Source organism: Halorubrum tebenquichense DSM 14210 (genome assembly GCF_000337415.1).
Taxonomy (GTDB): domain Archaea; phylum Halobacteriota; class Halobacteria; order Halobacteriales; family Haloferacaceae; genus Halorubrum; species Halorubrum tebenquichense.
Genome location: NZ_AOJD01000045.1, coordinates 33,397 through 54,397 on the forward strand (window position 1 = coordinate 33,397; position 21,001 = coordinate 54,397).

The 21,001-nt window shown below is 70.8% G+C and carries 19 protein-coding genes; 7 read left to right on the plus strand and 12 right to left on the minus strand.

Annotation, left to right across the window (positions count from 1 at the left end):
* Positions 1 to 25 precede the first annotated feature (25 nt).
* The 3 genes from C472_RS07620 to C472_RS07630 all read right to left on the minus strand — a co-directional run bounded on the left by C472_RS07620 (position 26) and on the right by C472_RS07630 (position 4,737).
* Positions 26 to 1,315, minus strand: coding sequence for an adenosylhomocysteinase (locus C472_RS07620; RefSeq protein WP_006629238.1), 1,290 nt, complete (start codon positions 1,313 to 1,315; stop codon positions 26 to 28).
* 109 nt (positions 1,316 to 1,424) lie between these two features.
* Positions 1,425 to 2,747, minus strand: coding sequence for a hypothetical protein (locus C472_RS07625; protein WP_006629239.1), 1,323 nt, complete (start codon positions 2,745 to 2,747; stop codon positions 1,425 to 1,427).
* A gap of 667 nt (positions 2,748 to 3,414) precedes the next feature.
* Complete coding sequence (locus C472_RS07630; protein ID WP_006629240.1) at positions 3,415 to 4,737, minus strand: amidohydrolase; 1,323 nt, start codon at positions 4,735 to 4,737, stop codon at positions 3,415 to 3,417.
* Between the two features lie 117 nt (positions 4,738 to 4,854).
* Here C472_RS07630 and C472_RS07635 point away from each other — a divergent pair, with 117 nt between their 5' ends.
* Together C472_RS07635 and C472_RS07640 are read left to right on the plus strand one after the other, a co-directional pair.
* Positions 4,855 to 5,253 carry a dihydroneopterin aldolase family protein gene (locus C472_RS07635; protein ID WP_006629241.1) on the plus strand — a complete coding sequence of 133 codons (399 nt, stop codon included), beginning with the start codon at positions 4,855 to 4,857 and terminating at the stop codon, positions 5,251 to 5,253.
* Between the two features lie 69 nt (positions 5,254 to 5,322).
* Positions 5,323 to 5,820, plus strand: a complete 498-nt coding sequence (locus tag C472_RS07640; RefSeq protein ID WP_006629242.1) for a hypothetical protein — start codon at positions 5,323 to 5,325, stop codon at positions 5,818 to 5,820.
* 55 nt (positions 5,821 to 5,875) lie between these two features.
* Here C472_RS07640 and C472_RS07645 read toward each other — a convergent pair whose 3' ends face one another.
* From C472_RS07645 to C472_RS07670, 6 genes are all read right to left on the minus strand, one after another.
* On the minus strand, positions 5,876 to 7,231 hold the full coding sequence (locus C472_RS07645) for an ABC transporter ATP-binding protein (protein WP_006629243.1): 1,356 nt from the start codon (positions 7,229 to 7,231) through the stop codon (positions 5,876 to 5,878).
* Entirely contained in the window at positions 7,228 to 8,349 is a 1,122-nt protein-coding gene (locus C472_RS07650) for an ABC transporter ATP-binding protein (RefSeq protein ID WP_006629244.1), read from the minus strand. The genes C472_RS07645 and C472_RS07650 overlap by 4 nt, the downstream gene beginning before the upstream one ends.
* A gap of 1 nt (position 8,350) precedes the next feature.
* A complete protein-coding gene (locus C472_RS07655) occupies positions 8,351 to 9,337 on the minus strand; it encodes an ABC transporter permease (protein ID WP_006629245.1) in 987 nt (328 codons plus the stop codon).
* Positions 9,337 to 10,332, minus strand: coding sequence for an ABC transporter permease (locus C472_RS07660; protein WP_275039742.1), 996 nt, complete (start codon positions 10,330 to 10,332; stop codon positions 9,337 to 9,339). Before C472_RS07660 ends, C472_RS07655 begins: the two co-directional genes overlap by 1 nt.
* Positions 10,333 to 10,553: 221 nt before the next feature.
* Positions 10,554 to 12,167 (minus strand): ABC transporter substrate-binding protein, encoded by a 1,614-nt coding sequence (locus C472_RS07665; RefSeq protein WP_006629247.1) that lies wholly within the window; start codon positions 12,165 to 12,167, stop codon positions 10,554 to 10,556.
* Positions 12,168 to 12,382: 215 nt separating this feature from the next.
* Positions 12,383 to 14,035: a GTPBP1 family GTP-binding protein gene (locus tag C472_RS07670; protein WP_006629248.1), complete on the minus strand. Its 1,653-nt coding sequence runs from the start codon at positions 14,033 to 14,035 to the stop codon at positions 12,383 to 12,385.
* A 177-nt stretch (positions 14,036 to 14,212) separates the two neighbouring features.
* Here C472_RS07670 and C472_RS07675 point away from each other — a divergent pair, with 177 nt between their 5' ends.
* Positions 14,213 to 15,061: an HFX_2341 family transcriptional regulator domain-containing protein gene (locus C472_RS07675; protein WP_006629249.1), complete on the plus strand. Its 849-nt coding sequence runs from the start codon at positions 14,213 to 14,215 to the stop codon at positions 15,059 to 15,061.
* 439 nt (positions 15,062 to 15,500) lie between these two features.
* Here C472_RS07675 and C472_RS07680 read toward each other — a convergent pair whose 3' ends face one another.
* A complete protein-coding gene (locus C472_RS07680; protein WP_006629250.1) occupies positions 15,501 to 16,502 on the minus strand; it encodes a transcription initiation factor IIB in 1,002 nt (333 codons plus the stop codon).
* 163 nt (positions 16,503 to 16,665) lie between these two features.
* Here C472_RS07680 and C472_RS07685 point away from each other — a divergent pair, with 163 nt between their 5' ends.
* Positions 16,666 to 17,187 carry a DUF7858 family protein gene (locus C472_RS07685; protein ID WP_006629251.1) on the plus strand — a complete coding sequence of 174 codons (522 nt, stop codon included), beginning with the start codon at positions 16,666 to 16,668 and terminating at the stop codon, positions 17,185 to 17,187.
* 26 nt (positions 17,188 to 17,213) lie between these two features.
* Here the strand turns inward: C472_RS07685 and C472_RS07690 are convergent, their stop codons facing one another.
* A complete protein-coding gene (locus C472_RS07690) occupies positions 17,214 to 18,059 on the minus strand; it encodes a cell division inhibitor (RefSeq protein ID WP_006629252.1) in 846 nt (281 codons plus the stop codon).
* A gap of 84 nt (positions 18,060 to 18,143) precedes the next feature.
* The gene (locus C472_RS07695) at positions 18,144 to 18,575 is read right to left on the minus strand and encodes an HIT family protein (RefSeq protein WP_006629253.1); all 432 of its coding nucleotides are present in this window, start codon (positions 18,573 to 18,575) and stop codon (positions 18,144 to 18,146) included.
* A 151-nt stretch (positions 18,576 to 18,726) separates the two neighbouring features.
* On the opposite strand from C472_RS07695, the gene C472_RS07700 reads away from it, so the two are divergent.
* The 3 genes from C472_RS07700 to C472_RS07710 all read left to right on the plus strand — a co-directional run bounded on the left by C472_RS07700 (position 18,727) and on the right by C472_RS07710 (position 21,001).
* On the plus strand, positions 18,727 to 19,308 hold the full coding sequence (locus C472_RS07700; RefSeq protein ID WP_006629254.1) for an SHOCT domain-containing protein: 582 nt from the start codon (positions 18,727 to 18,729) through the stop codon (positions 19,306 to 19,308).
* An 81-nt stretch (positions 19,309 to 19,389) separates the two neighbouring features.
* Positions 19,390 to 19,692, plus strand: coding sequence for a DUF7091 family protein (locus C472_RS07705; RefSeq protein ID WP_006629255.1), 303 nt, complete (start codon positions 19,390 to 19,392; stop codon positions 19,690 to 19,692).
* A 118-nt stretch (positions 19,693 to 19,810) separates the two neighbouring features.
* Complete coding sequence (locus C472_RS07710) at positions 19,811 to 21,001, plus strand: hypothetical protein (RefSeq protein ID WP_006629256.1); 1,191 nt, start codon at positions 19,811 to 19,813, stop codon at positions 20,999 to 21,001.

The following is a 21,001-nucleotide window of genomic DNA, read 5'->3' on the forward strand; positions in this document are numbered from 1 at the left end:
CCGAACCGGCCCCGGTCGGGCCGCGTCAGGTCCCGTGTTCCCAGCTGCCCATGTACTCGCGCTGCTCGTCGGACAGATCGTCGTACTCGACGCCCTCGGCGGCGAGTTTTATGTCCGCGACCTCGCGGTCGAGCTCGTCGGGCACGTCGTGGACGCCGGCCTCGTACGCCTCGCCGTTTTCGGCCAGTTCGCGGACGACGACGGCCTGAACGCCGAAGCTCTGGTCCATCACCTCGACCGGGTGGCCCAGGGCGATGGGCGCGGCGAGGTTGACGAGCCGCCCCTCCGCGATGACGTTCAGGACGCGGCCGTCTTCCATCTCGAACCCCTCGACGCCGTCGCGGACCTCGTAGCGGTCGACCGCGAGGTCGTCGAGGTGATCGAGGTTGACCTCCACGTCGAAGTGCCCGGCGTTCGCGAGCAGGACGCCGTCGTTCATCGCCTCGAAGTGCTCGCGGGTGATCACGTCGCGGTTGCCGGTCGTCGTGACGAACACGTCGCCCTTCGCCGCGGCCTCGGCCATCGGCAGCACCTCGTACCCCTCCATGTGGGCTTCCAGCGCCTTGCGGGGGTCGACCTCGCAGACGATGACGTTCGCGTTCTGGCCCGACGCCTTCTTCGCGACGCCCTTCCCGCACTGGCCGTAGCCGCCGACGACGACGTTCTTCCCGGCCCACGAGAGGTTCGTCGTCATCGCGATGGTCGCGAGCGACGACTCGCCCGTGCCGTGGACGTTGTCGAACAGCTGTTTCATCGGCGTGTCGTTCACGGCGAAGACGGGGTAGTGGAGCTCGCCGTCGGCGTCCATCGCGCGCAGGCGGTCGACGCCGGTCGTCGTCTCCTCGGCCCCGCCGACGATGGAGTCGATCAGGTCGGGGTACTCCTCGTGGACCAGCTTCACCATGTCCATCCCGTCGTCGACGGTGATGGTCGGCCCGTGGGCGACGCAGGCGTGCATCGCGTCGTAGTACTCGTCGTCGTCGACGCCGCGGACCGCGTAGGAGGTGATCGACTCGTGGGCGTCGAGCGCGGCCGACACGTCGTCGTGCGTCGAGAGGGGGTTACAGCCGGTGATCGCGACCTCGGCTCCGCCCTCGGCGAGCAGTTCGACGAGGTTCGCGGTCTTCGCCTCGACGTGCATCGCCATCGCGATCGTCTCGCCCGCGAGCGGCTGCTCGTCGACGAACTCCTCGCGGAGCGCGTTCAGGATCGGCATGTGCTGGAGCGCCCAGTCCATCTTCCGGCGTCCCTCCTCTCGGGCCGCTTCGACGTCCGAGAGGTGTTGTGACACCGGCGGATACGCGGTCTCGCTCATACCTCGTGGTTCGCTCACGGCGCACTAAACCCTGCCGACACCGGACTACGCGCAAAAAAGACCGCCGTCAGCCGCCGTCGCCCGCGCAATCGCGCGGGCGGTCGCGTCGTCAGTTACCGCCCGGGCCGCCGGCGTGGTCCGGCGGGCCGCGCTCGCCGTCCTCGTCGTCCTCGTCGTCATCGTCGTCCTCCTCCGCGTCGTCGTCATCGTCGTCCTCCGCGTCGTCTTCCTCCGCGTCGTCCTCCGCTCCGTCCGCTTCTTCCGTGTCGTCCGCTTCGGCCTCGTCGTCCTCGGCGTCGTCACCGTTCGGCCCGGCGTGGTCCGGCGGGCCGCGCTCGCCGTCGTCGCTGCCGTTGCCGACGCCCTCGGGCGCGTTGCCGGGCGCGTCGCTGGCGTTGCCGTCGTCGTCGCTGCCGTTGCCGGCGTGGTCCGGGGCGTTACCCGGGTTGTTCTCCGTCGCGAAGTCCGAGACGGCCCCGCCGATGCCGCCGTCGCGGTCGCTGATGTTCTCGATGAAGTCGCGCATCAGCTGGCCGAACGGCGTCCCTTCGAGGGCGTCGCCCTCGCCGGTCGTCAGCTCGACGGTCGTCGAGACCGTCCGCTCGTCGTCGCTCGCGGTCACGTCGACGGTGACGTTCCCCTCGGCGGCCGGGAGCGCCACCGTGCCGTTCGAGTCGGTCTCGTACTCGCCCGTCCCCGCGTACGAGGCGTTCTCGCCGGCGTCGTCCGCGAGGTCGACGACGACCGTCGCGTTCTCGACGGGGCCGTCGCCGTCGCTCACGGTGACGACCGGCTCACCGCCGGTGTCCGCCACGTCGAGTTCGAGCCCGTCGGGCGCTTCGATGTCGACCGTCGCCGAGACGTTTCGATCGTCGAACTCGGCGGTCACGTCGACCGTGACGTCCTCCTCGGCGGCCGGAAGCGTCACCGTGCCGTTCGCGTCGGTCCCGTACTCGTCCGCTCCCGCGTACGACTCGTTCTCCGCGTCGACGACGCTCACGTTCACCGTGGCGTTCTCGACGGCCGCGTCGTCGTCGGTGACCGTGACGACGGGCTCGCCGCCGGTGTCCTCGACGTCGAGTTCGAGTCCGTCGGGCGCTTCGAGGTCGACCGTCGTCGAGGCCGACTCGTTACCCGAGGCGACGGTCACGTCGACCGTCACGTCCTCCTCGGGCGCTTCGAGGCCGACGGTGCCGTTCGCGTCCGTCTGATACTCGCCTGCTCCCGCGTACGACTCGTTCTCCGCGTCGACGACGCTCACGACGACCGTGGCGTTCTCGACCGCGGTGTCGTTCTGTGTCACCGTGACGGTCGGCTCGCCGTCCGCGTCCTCGACGGCCACTTCGAGATGGCCGTCGGCGGCCGCGACGCCCGTCATCGCGCCGAGCGCGACGACCGCGATCAGCAGTACACTGGTGATGCGTTCGTTCATGTCCACTCGGGTCCAATCCCTGTTACCGTATAAAAAGAGAAGTCGCTTAACGCGGTTTAATTCGGTTTGTATCCGGGTTAACGGCTTTGTACCGTCTGTTTTGTGAGTGATGGTGATCTCGGCGGAGATCCGGCTGATCCCCGACCCGTTAGACGCGAATCTGCGCTCGCGCGCGCCACCGAAACCCGTGTGCGTTGATAGGTCACACGCCTCATGATACGCGACACCGCCGAAGCCCCAGTCGCTCGGCTGTGCGTTTGTGTTGATAAACTGCCGATCGACACGAACACCGCCGAAGCCCCAGTCGCGAGGCGGGCGCACGCTCGTTGCGGTCCTCAGTCGCTCGCGTTGCTCGCTCCTTGCGGTCCTTACGTCACCTGCGCCCGCCTCGCGACTGCCCCTTCGAGTCCCGCCCCGTACAGCACCGCAACCGCGCCTCACGCCTCCCCAGCCTCGTCGGGCGCGTCTCTCGGGCTCCCTTCGGTCGCCCTCGTCGCGCCCGACTCCCTCGCGCGATGCTGCTTCGCGGCCGCCGATGGCGGCCGCTCGCAGGCACGCGCCACCGCCGGTTCGTTTATAAGCCACACGCGGACCCGCCTTCGAATTTACTATCAGTCGCCGCGGCTCGGCTCTGTGGCTCCCGCTTCGGTCGTGCCCGCGCTCCCCGCTACTCTGCCGCGTCCACGCGGTCGACGAGGTCGGCGGCGGCGTCGGCGGCGCGCTCTTGGATCGCCGCTGCGTCGAGCGTCAGGACCTCGCGGTCGCGCATGAGGATTTCGCCGTCGCACACCGTGTGGCGCACGTCGTTCCCGCGGGCCGCGTACGCGAGGTGCGAGACCGGGTCGTGAACGGGCGTCAGGTGCGGCGCGTCGAGGCCGACGACCGCGAGGTCCGCGGCCGCGCCCGCCTCGACCCGGCCGCCGGGGAGGTTCAGCGCGTCCGCGCCGCCCGCCGTCGCCATCTCCACGACCGCCGCCGCCGGGACCGCGCTCGCGTCGTCCGCGGCGAGCTTCCCGAGCATCGCGGCGTCGCGCATCTCGTCGAACACGTCGAGGTCGTTGTTCGAGGCCGCGCCGTCGGTGCCGAGCGCGACCGTCACGCCCGCCTCGCGGAGCCGCTGGACCGGAGCCATCCCGCTCGCGAGCTTCATGTTCGAGGCCGGGCAGTGGACCACCGCGGTCCCCGCCTCGGCGAGCCGGTCGACCTCGCCCTCGTCGAGGTGGACCCCGTGCGCGAAGAAGTCGTCCGGGCCGAGCGCGTCGAGCGACTCCGCGTACGCGATCGGTCGCTCGCCGCGCTCGTCGACGATCGGGTCGACCTCGTCGGTCGTCTCGTTCGCGTGGAGGTGGACCGGAACGCCCGCCTCGCGCGCCGCCGCGACGCCCTCGCGGAGGTACTCCTCGCCGACCGTCGTCAGCGAGTGCGGCATGAACGCGGTGCGGACCCGGCCGTCCGCGCCCCCGTCGAGCTCGCGGGCGACCGCGAGGCTCTCTTCGACGTCCGCGCGGGCGTCCGCGTCGCCCTTGCCGACGGTGACGACGCCGTGGCCGAGGCGCGCGCGCAGCCCCGCGCGGTCGACGACGTCCGCGACCCGGTCCATCGCGAAGTACATGTCCGCGAACGCGGTGGTCCCCGACCGGATCATCTCGACCGCGCCCAGTTCCGCGCCCGCCTCCACGTCGTCGGGCGTCAGTTCGGCCTCGGCCGGCCAGATGTCCTCGCGGAGCCACGGGTCGAGCGGCTTGTCGTCGGCGTACCCGCGCAGCAGCGTCATCGCGACGTGCGTGTGCGCGTTGACGAGCCCGGGGATAACGAGCGAGTCCGAGGCGTCGAGCGTCTCGTCGGCAGTCGCGCCGACGGCGTCGTCGACCTCGTCCGGCGGCCCGACGGCCCGGATCGTTCCCTCGTCGCGGTCGACCGCGACGTCAGCCCGCTCGGCGCGTCCGTCGGGTCGAAGCACCCGTCCGCCGGCGACGCGGAGGTAGTCCATGTCCGCCCGTTCCGCCCGCCGAACCAAACGCCTTCGGTTCCTGCCCCCGGCCGCTCGGCGACGGCGAGCGGCCGCCGCCGTCCGAACCTTCTTGCCCGCCCGCGGCCGCGTTCCGACATGGCAAGCGACGCCCAGCAGGCGTGTTTCGAGGCCGGGATCAAGTTCGGCTCGCTGTACCACCAGTTCGCCGGCACGCCCGTCAGCCCGTCGAGCACGCGGAGTCTGGAGGCCGCGATGGCGGAGTCGATCGAGAACCAGCCGCACTGCGAGTCGGTCGACGTGACGATCCGCGACGACCGCGTCGCCGACGCCATCGACCACGAGAACGGCTACACCGAACTCACCGGCTCCCTGATGGACGTCGAGATGCGGATCGAGTACGAGGGCGTCACCGCCCGGACGCGGATGGAGATGGAGGACGGCTACCCGCTGATGAAACTGGTCGAGGTGATCGACGACGGCGAGTCGCGGTCCGGCGACCCGCCCCGGTCGGGCGACGCCGACCCGAACGCTTAGTACCGCGACCCGCCTACGGCGACCCGAACGGCGGCCGATACCTCCGATTTCCCGCTTTCAGAGACGCACATGGTCGACAGACGTCACGACGGTTCGACGGACCGCACCGGTTTCGACGAGACGAAGGACTACCTCTCGAACGCGCTCGGACGCGTCGTGCCGCGCGCCGTGGCGCGCCGGGCGGTCGAGGTGACCGTCAGCACCGACGCCGCCGAGTACGCGCCCGACGAGCCGGTCGCGATCACCGTCGCCATCCGGAACCGCCTCCCGGTCCCGATCGAGGTCCCCACGGCCACCCGCCGCTCGTGGGGCTGGGCGGTCGACGGCGTCACGGAGGCCACCGACGAGCGGCTGTACGTGCGCGACGAGGAGTCCGCGCTGTCGCTCCGGGCCGGCGAGACGAAGCGCGCGACGGCCACGTGGAACGGTCGCTTCCGCCGCACCGACGGCGACGGCCTCGACCGCTCGGTCCGGGCCGAGCGCGGTGACCACACGATAACCGCGTTCGTCCCGGTCCCCGACGCCGACGAGCGTCACGAGGCCACCACGGAAATTCGGATCCGGTAGCTAAAAATCCGATCCGCCGCCGCCTCCTCGACGTATTAGAGAAAACCGACCGCCGTCAGTCGTCCGCTTCCGGTCTGCTCCGCGCCGCGTCGTCGAACGCGGTCCCGTCCACGGCCGCGGCGACCGCTTCGTCGCGCCGCAGGTGACACGCCGCGTAGTGGCGGTCGTCGCCGAGCTCCGACCCCACCTCGTAGGCGGGGTTCGCGGTTGCGCAGACGCTCTGGTCGGCGAACCGTTCGACGAGAAGCTGTTCGGCGGCGTCCCACTCGTCGCGCTCGATGTGCCCGAACGCCTCGTCGAGCAGCGTGCCCGCGTCGCCGCCCGGCGTCGCATCGTCGAAGTACCGATCGCGGAGCGCGTCTGGGTCGGTCTCCTCGAACGCCCGGCGCTCGACCGCGCGCTGGAACTCCACGACGTTCCGCCACGCCTCGTCGGTCATGTCGTACTCGTCCGGCTGGATCACGCTGGGGCACCGCGTCCGGAATCGGCAGCCGGAGGGCGGGTCGATCGGCGACGGCACGTCGCCGGACAGCAGCGCCTTGCGGCCGCCGCTCCGCGGGTCCGGAACCGGGATCGCGTCGAGCAGCGCCCGCGTGTACGGGTGTTTCGGGTTCTCGAACAGCTCCTCTTTGTCGGCCAGTTCGACGATCTCGCCGAGGTACATCACCGCGACGCGGTCCGAGATGTGCCGGATGACGCTCAGGTCGTGCGCGATGAACAGGTACGTCAGGTCGAACTCGTCTTGGAGCTCCTCCATCGTGTTGAGCACCTGCGCCTGGATGGAGACGTCGAGCGCCGACACCGGCTCGTCGCAGACGATGAAGTCGGGGTTCACCGACAGCGCGCGGGCGAGGTTCACGCGCTGTCGCTGCCCGCCGGAGAACGCGTGCGGGTACCGGTTGTAGTGTTGCGGGTCGAGCCCAACCTTCTCCAGTAGCTCCTTCGCGCGCGCCTCGCGACCCTCCTCGTCGAGCATGCCGTGCGCCTTCATCGGCTCCTCGACGATCGGTCCGACCTTCATCCGGGGGTCGAGCGAGGACTGCGGGTCCTGGAAGATCATCTGCATGTCCTTCCGCATCCGCCGCAGCGGCTCGCCGGACATCGACGCGAGGTCCTGCCCCTGGAAGTAGACGCTCCCGCTCGTCGGTTCGAGCAGCCGGAGGACGGTGCGCGCCAGCGTCGACTTCCCGCAGCCGGACTCGCCGACCAGCCCCAGCGTCTCCCCCTGCTTGATGTCGAAGCTCACGCCGTCGACCGCGCGGACGTCCGAGGTCGACCGGCTGACGTACGGGAACTCGTCGTCGAGCTCGACGCCGGCGAGGAGTCCGCTCTCGTTGTCGAAGTGCTTGCACAGGTCGCGGACCTGAAGGAGGGCCTCGGGGTCCGACTCGGGCGGCCCGACCTCGCTCATTCCGCCTCACCTCCGGTCTCGGTGAGGCCGGCGGAGAAGCCGCCCCCGGCCCGCGTGTCGATCGGCGGGCTCTCGTCGTAGCCCACGTCGAACGCGTCGTGTTTCACGCACGCGGCCGCGTGGCGCGGCTCGCCCTCCTCGCTCAGGTCCCGCGGCTCCGGATGGACCTCGCGGCACACCTCCCGGGCCTCGGGACACCGCGAGTGGAACCGACAGCCGGCGGGCGGGTCGATCGCCTCCGGCATCACCCCCTCGATCGGTCTGAGCTCGTCGACCGTCCGGTCGGGGCGCGGCATCGAGTCGAGCAGCGCCGACGTGTACGGGTGTTTCGTGTCGTAGAACAGGTCGTCGACCTCCGCCTGCTCGATGATCTCGCCGAGGTACATCACGTTGACCCGGTCGCAGATCTCCGCGACGACGCTCATGTCGTGGGTGACCCAGATGAAGGACGTGTCGTACTTCTCTTGCAGCTCCGTCACCATCTCCAGGATCTCGCCCTCGACGGTCACGTCGAGCGCGGTCGTCGGCTCGTCGGCGATGATGAGGTCCGGCTGGCAGGCGAGCGCCATCGCGATCAGCACGCGCTGGCGCATCCCGCCGGAGAACTGGTGCGGGTACTCGTCGTACCGCGACTCGGGCGCGGGGATCCCGACCTCCCGGAGCATGTCGATCGCCTCCTCCTTCGCCTCGTCGGGGTCGAGGTCGCGGTTGATCTCGATGAACTCCCGGAGCTGTCCCCCGACCGTGAAGACGGGGTTCAGAGACTCCATCGGGTCCTGGAAGATAATCGCGATCTCGCGGCCCCGGATACGCTTCCGCATCTCGTTTTCCGTGAGCATCTCGTCGCGCGGGCGTAACTCCCCGTCGTCGTCCGCTTCGAGTCCGAAGATCGTCTCGCCTTTGAACTCGATCTCGCCGCCGACGATCTCGCCGGGGCTGTCGACGAGCCGGAGGATACTGGAGGTCGCGACGGACTTGCCGGCACCCGACTCGCCGACGAGTCCGACGATCTCTCCCTCGTGAACGTCGAAGGAGATGCCGTCGACGGCGCGGACCGTTCCGTCCTCGGTGAAGAACTGTGTCTTGAGATCGCGTACGCTGAGTAGTGGTTCGCTCATGTCAGTTGTTTATCCGCGGATCGAGGGCGTCCTGGAGGCCGTCGCCGAGAATGTTGAAGCCGATGACGGTGATCAGAATGGCGATGCCGGGGAAGATGCTGAACGTCGGCGCGGGGAGCATGTAGCCCCGCGAGGCCGACAGCATCTGTCCCCACGACGGCGTCGGCGGCTGCGCGCCGAAGCCGAGGAACGAGAGCCCGGCCACGATGAGGATGCTCACGCCGACCTGAAGCGTCGCCTGGACCAACACCGGGGCGAAGCTGTTCGGGATGATGTGCCGGAAGATGATGTTGCGGTCCTTCACCCCGGCGGCCCGAGCGGCCTCGACGTAGTCCTCCTCGCGGATGGAGACGACCCGCGACCGGATGAGGCGGTTGAACACGGGGATCGCCGTGATCCCGACGCCGATCATCGCGAACGTGAGGTCCCGCCCGAACGCGGTCATGAACGCGATGACCAAGACGAGGAACGGGATCGCGTAGATGGTCTCCGTGACGCGCTGGAGCACGTCGTCGATCCAGCCGCCGTAGTAGCCGGAGACCGCGCCGATGACGGTGCCGCCGCCGAGCCCGATGGCGGTCGCGAGGAAGCCGACCGTCATCGCGATCCGCGTCCCGTAGATGGTCCGGGAGAGCAGGTCGCGGCCGCGGTGGTCGGTGCCGAGCGGGTGTTCGAGCACGCCCTGCCCGAACTGGTTCTCCATGCCGACCGGCGGGAGCAGCCGTCGGACGTTCTGCGGGTCGGTCTCGGGGTTGTACAACACCGCCTCCGCGATCGCGTAGTCGAGGACGTAGTAGTCGAACGCGGCGAACACCGCGACGAAGGTCATGAACCCGACGATGTAGGTCCCGATCCGCGCCGTCGTGTCCTGTCTGACCTGTTTTAACGTGTAGCGGAGGCCGACCCGGGCCTCCACCTCGTCCGGTCCGCCGCTCTCGTCGCCCCCGTCCGGCGTGTCGTCGTCCGAAGTTGCGCTGTTTATCGACATCAGTCTTCACCGTAGGTGACCCGCGGGTCGAGGTAGCTGTACGTGATGTCCGTGACGATCACGCCGACCACGTACACGATACCGAACACCAGCGTCGTCCCCATGATCAGCTCGTAATCCTGGTTGTTTATCGCCGTGATGATCAGCCGTCCCATCCCCTGTATCTCGAAGACGGTCTCCGTGAGGACGGCACCGCCGAGCGCGGTCGACAGCCCGAGACCGATGATGGTGATAACCGGGAGCTGCGCGACTTGGAACGCGTGTTTGCGCACGATCGTCGACTCGGGAACCCCGTACGCCCGGGCGAGCTTGACGTACTCGCCCTGGAGGGAGTCGACCATCGACGAGCGCTCGATCCGGGTGATCTGCGCCATCTGGAGCGTCCCGAGCGCGATCATCGGCAAGAAGAGGTGGTGTGCCGACTGGCGGAGCACCTCGAACTGCGTCGCCGCCCCCCGCACGTCGGCCGGGTCGGTCCACGGGAGGACGAGTCCGCGTGCGGGGAACCACCCGAGGTAGAACGCGAAGACGATGATCAACACCAGTCCGATCCAGAACGACGGCGTGGAGACGCCGATCAGCGAGACGACCCGGGAGACGTGGTCCGCCGGCTCGTTCCGCCGCTTGGCCGAGATCACGCCGAGCGGGATCGCCGTGGCGACCGCGAACGCGAACGCGGACAGCATGAGCAGCAGCGTCACCGGCAGCCGGAGCATGATCATCTCCAAGACCGGCCGGTCGTAGTAGATGCTGAACCCGAGGTTTCCGGTCGCGACGCCGGAGAGGTACGTGAAGTACCGGACGTGTATCGGCCGGTCGAGACCGTACCGGGCGCGGATCGCCTCGACCTGCTCCTGTGCCGGCGTCGGTCCCAGCATGATCTCCACCGGGTCGCCGGGGATCTGGTTTGCCAGGAAGAAGGTTATCGTCACGATACCTATCAGTACGGGTATCGCCTGTGCGAACCGCCGGAGTGTGTACCGAAGTAAACTCACTGTCGTGGATCTCTCGTTGCTTCGATTCGGTCTTTGCTGTCGCTTATCCGTTTCGCTCCCGCCGACGCATCAACCCTCGGCCGCTGACGGCCGCCGGACGCGTCGACGACCTCCCGGAGAGCTCGCGTCCGGCCGCGGACGGCCGCGCCCGCGCCGCGATCCGTCGGGGGTCGCGGCGCGGTCTCGTCGCGTTTCCGACGCGGTTCGTTCTCTCGACCGGCTTACCGAGTCACGGTCGAGCCGTCCACCTGGATCTCCGACGAGATCGGGTGCGAGCTGAAGCCTTCCACGGCGCTACGGACGCCGTAGGAGTTGTTCAGGTTGTACGCCGGGATGTGGACGCGGCCTTCGAGCAGCGTCGTCGTCGCCTCGATGTAGAGCCGCCGCCGCTCCTCGCGGTCGGCGGACTCGCGGGCCTGCGTCAGCTTCTCGGAGGCCTCGTCGTAGCCGTGGAACGTCCCGTTGGTCACGCCGTCGACCTCCTGACTCAGCAGGTTGTACGCGAACGTGTCCGGGTCGGGGGCACCGGACCAGCCGAGCGTGTACATGTTGTACTCGTCGGCGCTGTTCGGGCCGTCGTCGCTCTGGTACGCCTCGGTGAACGTCCCCCAGTCGAGCCGCTGGACCTCGACGTTGTCGAAGCCGGCGTTCTGGAGCCCGTCGCCGATGGTGACGCCGATCTGCTCGCGCATGTCGTCCGGCGGGACGATGATCCGCCAGTCGTAGTCCATCGAGACGCCGGCCTCGTCGAACAGCGCCTGCGCCTCCTCGACGTCCTGGTCGTGCTGGATGTCCGCCCACTCGTCGACCGGGAAGTCCCACTCCTCGGAGATCGACGACGGGTAGGGGGCGTGCTGCCGCACGCCCGACGGTTCGACGAAGTTCTCGATCGCCTGGTCCATCGAGAAGCAGTAGTCGACCGCCTCGCGGACGAGGGGGTCGCTCGTCGGGCCGTTGGCGCAGTTGAACGCGAGGTAGAAGTAGCCGACGCCCGGCGACTCCGTGATGCTCGCGTTCTCGTTGCCCTCGACCGTCTCGTACAGCTGCGGCGGGATCGTCTCGATGACGTCGACGTTGCCCGTCTCAAGCTCGGTGACGCGGGTCGTCTGCTCCTCGATGGGGTCGAACTCGATGCGGGCGATCTCCGGGAGGTTGTCGCCGTCCCAGTAGTCGTCCCAGCGCTCGACGGTCGCGTAGTCCTCCGGCTCCCACTCGACGAGCTGGAACGGGCCGGAACCGACCGGCTCCTGGTTGTACGTCTCGGTGTCCTCCTGCCGGACGGAGGCGTTGACGACGTTGCGCACCATGGCGATCGTGAACGCCCCGTAGGGGTACGAGAGGTCGAACTGCGCGGTGTGCTCGTCGATCGCCTCCGCGCTGTCGACCATGTCGACCTCCGAGGCGTTCTCGGTCTGCTCCTCGACCGGGGCCCGGATCGTGTGAATGACGTCCTCGGCGGTGACCGGGTCGCCGTTCTGGAACTCCGCGTCCTCGCGGATCGGCACGATGTACCGCGTCCCCTCGCGCTCGACCGTGGGCATCTCCGCGGCGATCTTCGGTTCGAGACCGACGCCGTCGCCGTACTCGTAGAGGCCGTCGAAGATCTGTCCCGCGATCTGCGCGGACGGCACGTCGTTGATGACGACCGGGTCCATGTCGAGCGGACCCTTCACCTGCGAGAAGTACAGGGTCGGACCGCCGCTGCCGCCGCCGCCGTCGCCGCCGTCGCCGCCGTCGCCGCCGCCGGTACACCCGGCGAGCAGGAGGGAGGCACCGGCTGCCCCGCCGGCGAGGACCTTCCGTCGCGAAATGCGTTGTGTGTGTTCTCGGCGCATACAGCCGAACTCTTGTTTCTATCTAATAAGTATTTTGGGACGCCCTGTCCGAACGGTCATCTCTCCCCGCAGTGGTGTCTTTTTGTACGTCCCGACGCCCTCGAATACCGTTCGAATCGGCAGAAAGCCTGACAGGATCGTCGGTCGACCGCCGCTTGCGGACGAAACGGGATGCCGCCTTCGGTCCGAGACGCGAGTTCGCGTCCAGTTCGGAGTCAGCGACCGTCTGCCGGTTCCTCTCCGCTTCTCCCGATGCCCGTCACGGTCCCGACCCCCTTGCTCGACCCCTCTCGGAAGACGAACCGCTGGCCCTCCTCGATCAGGTACGGGCGGAACTTGAACCGAACGCGCGTCCGGCCCGTGTCGCCGGGAAGCAGTCGCCCCTCCTCCGGGAAGAACGCGGCCGCCTCCGACAGGGTCTCGAGGTGGACCACCGGCTCGTACCCCTCTTGGATCCGCGTCGGGTGGTTCAACACCATCACCTCGGCGTCGAACTCCCGGACCGGTTCCGGCTCGCTCTCCCGGGGAACGAGCGCCATGCCGCGCTCGATCTCCGCCTCGTCGACGCCCTTCAGCGCGATGCCGACGATCCGGCCGGCGGTCGCCTTGTCGACCCGGTGGTAGTGCATCTCGATCGACCGCACCTCCACCTCGCGGAAGGACCCGTCGGGCATGGGACCGAGCAGGAGTTCGTCGCCGGTCTCGACGGTGCCGGAGTTCACCGTGCCGGACGCGACCGCGCCCACGCCCGTCACCTTGTAGCTGCGGTCGACGTACATCCGGAACGCCTCGCGGTCGGGCGTCGCGCGCTTCGGCAGCCGCTCGAACAGGCGGTCGAGCGTCTCGATCCCGTCCTTCGTCACCGCGCTGGTCCGCAGCAGGGGGACGACCCCGTCGCCGACCTCCGCGACCGCGGTGTCGACCCCGTGGCGGTCGACGAGCAGGGGCGTCTGTCCCGCGTCGCGGAGCATCGACTCGACCTCCCGTTCGACCTCGGCCAGCCGGCCGTCGCTCACGGCGTCCGCCTTCGTGACCGCGACGATGGTCGGCAGCTCGGTCGCGAGCAGGATTCCGAGGTGTTCGCGGGTCGTCTTCGTCGGCCCGTCGTCGGCGGCCACGACGAGGAGCCCGTAGTCGAGCTTCTGCCCCACCAGCCCGCGGATCGTCGTCCGCAGCCACGGCTCGTGCCCGACCGTGTCGACGAACGAGACGAGGCGGTCCGCCGCCTCGACGACGCCCGCGCGGTCCGCCTTCCGGTGGGGGTTGTTCATCCGGACCGGCTCGTCGGCCTCGTCGTCGAACCCGTACACCGCGTACGAGAGGTCCGCCGAGAGGCCGCGCTCGACCTCGTGGGGCTGGACGTCGAGGAAGCCGCGCGTGCCGCCCTGCCCGTCGTCGGCGCGTCCGGTGACGAGCGTCCCCACGAGCGTCGACTTCCCGTGGTCGACGTGGCCGGCCGTGCCGACCACGAGGTGGTCCTCGTCGGCCTCGAACACGCCGCCGTCGCGGAGGGTGGCGAGCCCGACCAGCCCCGCCTCGTCGGCGTCGCCCCCGTCGCCGGCGCTCCACGTCTCGACGTCGGCGATGTGGGCGTCCGCCTCGTCGGCCAGGAGCGAGAGCACGTCCATCGTCTCCGAGAAGGCGTCGGGCGAGACCCCCGCCAGTCCGCCGTCGTCGGTGACGCCGAGGACGTAGGTCGCCTCGCCGTCGCCGGAGAGCACGCGGTGGCGGAGCTGGGCCACGAGCGACTCCATGCGGCCGTCGGCCAGGTGGACCTCCCGGGTCAGCCGCTCCTTGAACTCGATAGCCCCGCCGTCTCGCTCGCCCCGCTCGATGGCCCGCCGGAGGGCGGACCGGTCAGCGCTCATACCCGTTCGTAGGCGACAGCCGGGCTTAACGGTTTTCGTGGTACGTGACCTCACGGCTCGTGATCGCTACCGAGCGCTCCGGAGCCGCGCCGGAGCCGCGCCGCAGTCGCACCGGTCCGCGCTCGCGGCCGCCCGGTTCGGCGGGTTATTTAACCGACCGCCGCGGCGAACGTCGGTATGGACACCTCGGTCCCCAGCGTCGCCGAACGCCGCGTCCACGTCGTCCCGCTCGGCTACGAGCGCGACCGGATCGTCGAACCCCTCCGCCGCCACGGTGCCGACGTCGCGTACCTGTTCGTCGACGCCCCCGACCGCGACGGGGCCCGCGGCGACGTCGACTTCGACGCGGCGACCGCCGCCGACCCGGCGGACGCCCGCGTCCACCCGGACGGACTCACCGACTACCAGCGCGACGCGTGGACGGCGGTCGCCGAGTTCGCCGAGGTGCGACCGGTCCCGGTCGCGCTCGCGGACGTGTACGACGTGCTGGGCGTGACGACGACGGTCGCCGCCCGCCACGACGCCGGCGCGGGGGACGGCGACCGCCTCTTCGGGAACGTCTCGACCGGCCCGCGGGTCGCCGCGGTCGGCGTCGCTTTGGCCTGTATGATCGTCGGCGCGCGCCCGTACAGCGTCGAGCCCGAGCGCCACAGCCACGACCCCCGCGAGGAGCCGCTCACCGAGGGCGTCGAGCGCACCGTCGACCTCCCGATCTACCCGATGGACGCGCCCACGACCGATCAGGTCGCCGTCCTCGGTCGGCTCCACGACCGCGCCGAGGGGAGTCTGAGCACGGACAAGTGGAACCTGATAGAGTGGGCGCGCGAGCGCGGGCTGTCGTTCCTCCGCGAGGCGGGCGAGAGCCGGACGGCGAAGTACCGCGCCCTGGAGACGCACGTGCTCTCGCCGCTGCGCGAGCGCGGCTACGTCGAACTGGAGGACGTCGGCCGCTCCGACACGGTCCGGCTCACTGAGACCGGCCGTCGCGTCTTCTTCGCGTTCAAGCACAAGCTCGACGAGCGATAGCGCGGCCGGCAGTCTGGATCGGGAGTGGCGGACGGGACCGGCCCGCCGAACGAACCGAAGCCGACGAACCGTGCCCGGTCGACACGCACGGCGCGACCCGTCCGATCCGACACGATTGTTCGGTCCGTCCGTACTATCGACGGCTAACGTAGAATTATCCCCCACACGTGGATCGAAATGCGTGACGCCCGCCGGGCGGGCGGGGCACCCTCCCTGCCCTCCATTCCCCCTCCCGCCCGCTGTCGCGGTCCCCGCTGACGCCGCCGCGCCCGCCCGCCGGTCCGTCACGAATCGACGGCTCCCTCCGTCGTCCCTTTTCCCTTCTCGACGGGAATCCACACCCTTAGCACCTCGCGGTCGAGGAGCAGTGGTCGGGTTCGGTCAAAAGCTCGTAGCGGACGCTTCGCGCCGTGCCGCTCGGTTCACCTCCCGCGCCGACTCACTCTTCGGTGAGATCGACGTACGTCCGCCGGACTGTGACGGGCGTCACGTCGGCGACGGCGGCGGCCTCCTGCTGGGTACACTCGGCGTCCAGTTCGCGCGCGGCGGTGTAGAGGCAGGCGGCCGCGACGCCGACCGGGTTGCGGCCGTTCGCGATCCCCTCCTCGACGGCGCGGTCGGCGAGTTCGCCGGCGCGGCGCTCGACGGCCGGGTCGCAGCCGAGGTCGCTGGCGAACCGGGGGAGGTACTCGCTCGGTCCGGCCGGCGCGATCGGGAGGCCAAGTTCGCGGTTCATCGCGTCGAAGGCGGCCTGATGCTCGTCCTCGCTCGCCTTCGCCTCGTCGCAGACCTCCCCGACGGTCCGGGCCACGTCGGCGGTGCGGCAGGCGACGTAGACGCAGGCGGCCGCGAACCCCTCCAGCGAGCGCCCTCGGAGCAGGCTCTCCTCCTGCGCCGAGTCGAACAGCGAGCAGGCCGTGTCGCGGACGCTGTCGGGCAGCTCCAAGACCCCGGTGAGCCGGCGGATCTCGGTGTACGCGTACACCTTGTTGCGGTCGCGCTTCGTCGAGATCTGCGCGCGGTTGTGCTGGGTCCGCATCCGGGCGAGCCGCCGCCGCTTGCGACCCTTCACCTTCGTCGACCGACCGATCTCCGTCGAGAGCCCGCGGTCGTGCCGCGAGCGCGTCAAGGGGGCTCCGGTCCGTTTCGGGTTCGTGTCGTCGTCGTCGAACGACCGCCACTCCGGCCCGTGGTCGATGCGGTCGGCCTCGACGACGAGTCCGCAGTCGCCGCAGACCCGCTCCGCTCCCTCGACGCGCGTGCGGCCGCCGCACTCCGGACACGTCTCGCGGTCGCTCTCCCCCGTGGTCTCGGAGCTTTTCGCGGTCGCGGAGCGGTCGGCAGCAGCTGCGCGATCCGCGGTCGCGGCGCGGTCGGCGGTCGCGACGTCGTCGGCTTCGGCGCGGGGCGTCCGGGTTCGGGTCGAGCGTGCCTCACTCATCACACGTGGAACTCCGGCCCGATCCCTTACTTAAACCCGGGCGAATCGGCGGTCGATCGGCCCGATCGCGGCGCTCGAACCGACCGGTTATCGGTCGGTGGTTCGCCGACACACCTCGCCGCAGTACGGTGGTTTTAACCGTTCGTGTCGAGCAGCGATTCGCATGACGCTGTCGGAGATCGCGGACGGGGTCGAAGTGACCTCGCGCCAGCGCGACCGCGGGGTCGCCGTCGCCGACGACACGGAGACGCCGCTCGCCGAGCGCCTGTCGGACCACGCCGAGTCGCTCCCGTGTACGCCCGAAGCGACCGCGACGCTCGTCGACGCCTACACCGCCGGCCGGAGCGTCGGCGACGCGGCCCGCGAGGCGGGGGTCTCCCCGATGACGGCCGCGAAGGCCCTCCACCGGTGCGGCGTCGCGGGCGTCTGCCCCCTCTCCCCGACCGGGCGCGACGTCGTCCGCGACTGGCTCGCGGGCCGGACCGCGCGCAGCGAGGCCGTCGAACTCACCGGCGGCGACGAGGCGGACTTCGCGCTGGCGACGTACGTCGAGACGCACGACCCCGTCGACGCCGTCGCGGAGGCGGTCGACGCGCAGGTCGCCGGCTCAGCGCCGCTCGGAGACGGACTCGGCGACGGCGGTCCCCTCGGCGACGCGCTCGGCTCCACGGACGGACTCCGCTGACGCCCACCTCCGTCTCGATACCCTTCTCAGGACCTGATCCGGTCTATCAGTCCCTTCTCCGGGAACTCCACGCCGAGCGACGCGTCGAACGCGGTCTCGTAGGCGGTCGCGATCGAACGCGCGTACGCGTCGTCCCCCGCTGCCGCGGTCGGCGCGGCCCCCACCTCGGGGTCGGTCGCCGGCACGCGGACGACGCCCGAACCGGTCCGCTCCCCGTCGCCGGTGCCGCCGTCGCCGTCGATGCCGCCCGCGCCGGGCCGCTCGACCGCCAGCGTCGCGTCGAGGCTCCCGCCGACGTCCGCGATCCGGCCGCGGAGCCGCTGCGTCGCGTCGCTGCCGTGCGCCGTCGCCGGTCTGACCGCCGCCGCGCGGTCGGCGCTCGTCGCGGCCGCGACCGCCTCGTTCGACCCCGCGGGCGCGGCGTCGACGATCACCGCGTCGTACGTCGTCGCCGCCTCGTCGATCCGCTGTTCCAGCTTCCGGGCGGCCTCGGCGGTCTTCGCCCGCGCGACGCGCTCGAACGGTGCCCGCGCCGGCACCGCGTCGACGCGTCCGGGGAGGGTCGCCGGGTCGCTTCCGTCCCCGATTCCGCCGCGCTCGACGCCGGACCCCGACCGCGCGCCGTCGCGCGTCCCGGCGACCGGGTACGCCGCCGCCGACAGCGGCGCGTCCGTGTCGTCGGTGAGGAGCGCGGTGAGGTCCGGGTCGATCCGCCCGGACACGTACTCTGAGAGCCCCTGCGTCGTGAACGCGGCGTCGACGACCGCGATGTCGTCGCCGTCGCGAGCGCCCATCGCCGCCAGCTCGACCGCGGTCCGCGTCGTCCCCGCGCCGCCGGTCGCCCCGACTAACGCGAGCGTCGTCGCCTGCATGTTCCGGCGTCGCCGGAGCCGGTTGTTAAAAATCTCGAAGCGGGTCGACGGTCTCGCGAGATACCGACCGCCGATCCCCCGGCGCTACCCGTCGACCGCGGCCGCGACATCTTCGGCGACCGCGTCGAGTTCGTCGTCCGAGAGGGCCGGTCGGTCGCCGGCGACCGCGTGGATCGGCGCGCCGCCGTCGCCCTCGAACCGCGGGACGACGTGGACGTGGACGTGCGGGACCTCCTGGCCCGCCGCCTCGCCGTCGTTGACGCCGACGTTCGCGCCGTCGGCGTCGACCGCCGCCTGAATCCGCGGCGTGAGCGACGCGACCGCGTCGAACAGGTCGCTCGCGAGGGCGGCGTCGAGGTCGCCGACGTGCTGCGCGTGCGACTTCGGTATCACCAGCGTGTGCCCGCGCGCGAGCGGGTTGGCGTCCAAGAACGCCAGCACCGAGTCGGTCTCGTACACGGTCCGCGCCGGGATGTCGCCGGCGACGATCGAACAGAAGATGCAGTCGTCGGACATACGCGGGGGATCGGCGGGGACTCGCATCAAGCTTTCCCGGCGGGGCGCTCCGACCGGACGCGACGCCGCAGAACGATGGGACGCGACGCCGCGGAGCGACGCGGTGCGCATTGTGAAAGTATTTTGTTACGACCGTCCGTTCGGTGACGACATGCCCTCCACCGACGACGGTCTCGCCCGTCGGATCCGTCGGCTCGTCGAGACGTACACCCCGGACGGAACGGTCGGACGGATCGCGCTCGCGCTCGCGGCCGGGTCGGTCGCCGGCGTCTCGGCGTTCCTGTCGACGGTCCTCTTTCTCAATCCGGTTCCCCTGTCACTGCTCGTCGTCCCGCTGGGGGCGGCGGTCGGGGTCGGCGCGGCCACGCTGGCTCTGCTGCTGCTCTGGCCGGTGTACCTGTCGCTGATCGGCCGCGTCGACTCCCCCGCCGACTACGGCCGAACGGTCCGGTCCCGATCGGCCGAACAGGGGACCGGTCGGTCCCGCTCGGCCACGCCGGATCCGGACGTTCCGGACGGTGAGACCGCCGAGGCGCTCGCGACGCTCCGGGACCGCTACGCCCGCGGCGACCTCTCCGAACCCGAGTTCGAACGGCGGCTCGAACGCCTCCTCGAAACGGAGTCCGTCGACGAGGCGCGGGCTCACGTCGACCGTAACGAGGCGGAAACGGACTCCCGCCGCGACGACGCGTCGGCTCCGGGGGCCGCGTCGCGGGAGCGCGAGACCGAGTGAGCCCTCGCACGCCGCGCGTTTCGTCCCTCGCCGGGGGCTCCCGCCAACGGACCTATATCCGCCGCGCCGAAACGGCGGGGCATGGACGACCGGCTCGAACGCGTCATCCGCCAGCAGCTCCGGAAGGCGGGCAAGCAGTTCGAGGAGGCCAAACGCGCCTACGCCGAGGGGCGCGACGACCCCGAGGGCGACGCCGCCGGCGCGGCGCGCTTCGACCTCCCGACCGACGAGTCCGGGCGCGCCCGCATCGTCTGCCGCCGCCACGCCGAGCGCCGGACCGTGTCGGTCGACGCCGAGGGGCGGCCCGCCTGCTTCGAGTCCGGGCACCCCGACTGCGAGGGCTGCGCCGAGGACGTCCGCGACGGCGTCGTCGAGACGTGGTGACTCCCGGCCCGGCCCGTCCCGGAGCCGGCTGTCCCGGTGTCGACCGTCCCGAACACGCCCGTCGTAGCGCGCCGAGGCCACCCGAACTAGTTTGTGTTCCGCGGCTCTCGTGGCCCGCATGAAACGGGTCTACGTCGTCGTCGCCCTCCTCGCAGTCGTCGGAGTCGCTCTCGCGCTCTCCGGGGTCTTCGCCGGGGCGGACGAGGAGCCGGCCGTCGGCGACGTCGCGGACGACCGCCTCATCGCCGTCGACGGCGACTACCGGCTCTGGCCGTACACGAGCCGGAGCCGGAGCGTCACGGGGCGGACGCTCGCGATCAACGTGGTGTTCCACGCGGACGCGGCGACGACCCGAGCCGCCATCGAGGGGCGCTCGGACGCGGACTGGGAGGAGACGGAGCCCGGCGAGGCGGCGACGCGGACGGAGTCGGAGGACGTCGAGGAGTTCGTCGCCCGCGACTGGCGGGACGCCCGCAGCTCGCTCCGCTACTCGTACGTCGAGGGACCGGACGGCGGCGCGTGGCTCACCGAGACGTTCGAACTCCACGACGGGGCGTACCTCGGGGTCCGCGACCACCTCCGCGCCTACGAGTCGCCCGACGGCAGCTACACCGCGATACAGGCCCACGAGGAGTACTACGACTGGTTCCGGCTCCGCCACACCGTTCCCGACATCGACGCGCCCGCGCTGCGGCTCGAATCCGAGTTCGTCGGGTCGGACCGCGCGACCGACGTCCGCCGCGAGTACCGCGGCATCGACGGCGGGCGCAGCGACGGCTGGCTCTCCGTGATCGAACTGGCGGCCGCGGCGGCGCTCGCCGGGGCGCTGCTCGGGCGGCGGACCCGCGAGACGGCCGTCGACCTCGCTCGGCGGCTCCGGACCGACGTCGGCCGGCACGCGACGGCGGCGACGCTGGGGCTGGCGCTCGGCGCGGTCCTCGTCGGCGTCCGCGTCGCCGGCGTGACGCTGGAGGCGGCGCTGCCGGGCGCGTCGCCGAAGGCCATCGCCGCGCCGCTGTACCTCGTCCTCGCGGTCGGGCTGCCCGCGCTGGTCGTCTGGCGCGCCCCGGGCACCGACCCGGAGGCCGCCGCGCTGGCCGTCGTCGTCGGTCTCGGCGGCGGCTTCCTCGCCGACTTCGCCGCGCTCGGGGTGGCGGTCCCGCCCGACCTCATCGTCCACCGCGTGGCGCTCCTCGCCGCGCTCGGCGTCGTCGCCATCGGCCGGGCGGCAGCCGACCGCCTCGTCGCCGCCGGGGGGGTGGCGGCGTGGGCCGTCGGGCTGGCGCTCCCCCTGCTGGACGTCATCTGA

Coding starts and splice junctions, on each gene's coding strand:
- C472_RS07620 (WP_006629238.1), bottom strand. CDS start 1,315: ATGAGCGAGACCGCGTATCCGCCGGTGTCACAACACCTCTCGGACGTC.
- C472_RS07625 (WP_006629239.1), bottom strand. CDS start 2,747: ATGAACGAACGCATCACCAGTGTACTGCTGATCGCGGTCGTCGCGCTC.
- C472_RS07630 (WP_006629240.1), bottom strand. CDS start 4,737: ATGGACTACCTCCGCGTCGCCGGCGGACGGGTGCTTCGACCCGACGGA.
- C472_RS07635 (WP_006629241.1), top strand. CDS start 4,855: ATGGCAAGCGACGCCCAGCAGGCGTGTTTCGAGGCCGGGATCAAGTTC.
- C472_RS07640 (WP_006629242.1), top strand. CDS start 5,323: ATGGTCGACAGACGTCACGACGGTTCGACGGACCGCACCGGTTTCGAC.
- C472_RS07645 (WP_006629243.1), bottom strand. CDS start 7,231: ATGAGCGAGGTCGGGCCGCCCGAGTCGGACCCCGAGGCCCTCCTTCAG.
- C472_RS07650 (WP_006629244.1), bottom strand. CDS start 8,349: ATGAGCGAACCACTACTCAGCGTACGCGATCTCAAGACACAGTTCTTC.
- C472_RS07655 (WP_006629245.1), bottom strand. CDS start 9,337: ATGTCGATAAACAGCGCAACTTCGGACGACGACACGCCGGACGGGGGC.
- C472_RS07665 (WP_006629247.1), bottom strand. CDS start 12,167: ATGCGCCGAGAACACACACAACGCATTTCGCGACGGAAGGTCCTCGCC.
- C472_RS07670 (WP_006629248.1), bottom strand. CDS start 14,035: ATGAGCGCTGACCGGTCCGCCCTCCGGCGGGCCATCGAGCGGGGCGAG.
- C472_RS07675 (WP_006629249.1), top strand. CDS start 14,213: ATGGACACCTCGGTCCCCAGCGTCGCCGAACGCCGCGTCCACGTCGTC.
- C472_RS07680 (WP_006629250.1), bottom strand. CDS start 16,502: ATGAGTGAGGCACGCTCGACCCGAACCCGGACGCCCCGCGCCGAAGCC.
- C472_RS07685 (WP_006629251.1), top strand. CDS start 16,666: ATGACGCTGTCGGAGATCGCGGACGGGGTCGAAGTGACCTCGCGCCAG.
- C472_RS07690 (WP_006629252.1), bottom strand. CDS start 18,059: ATGCAGGCGACGACGCTCGCGTTAGTCGGGGCGACCGGCGGCGCGGGG.
- C472_RS07695 (WP_006629253.1), bottom strand. CDS start 18,575: ATGTCCGACGACTGCATCTTCTGTTCGATCGTCGCCGGCGACATCCCG.
- C472_RS07700 (WP_006629254.1), top strand. CDS start 18,727: ATGCCCTCCACCGACGACGGTCTCGCCCGTCGGATCCGTCGGCTCGTC.
- C472_RS07705 (WP_006629255.1), top strand. CDS start 19,390: ATGGACGACCGGCTCGAACGCGTCATCCGCCAGCAGCTCCGGAAGGCG.
- C472_RS07710 (WP_006629256.1), top strand. CDS start 19,811: ATGAAACGGGTCTACGTCGTCGTCGCCCTCCTCGCAGTCGTCGGAGTC.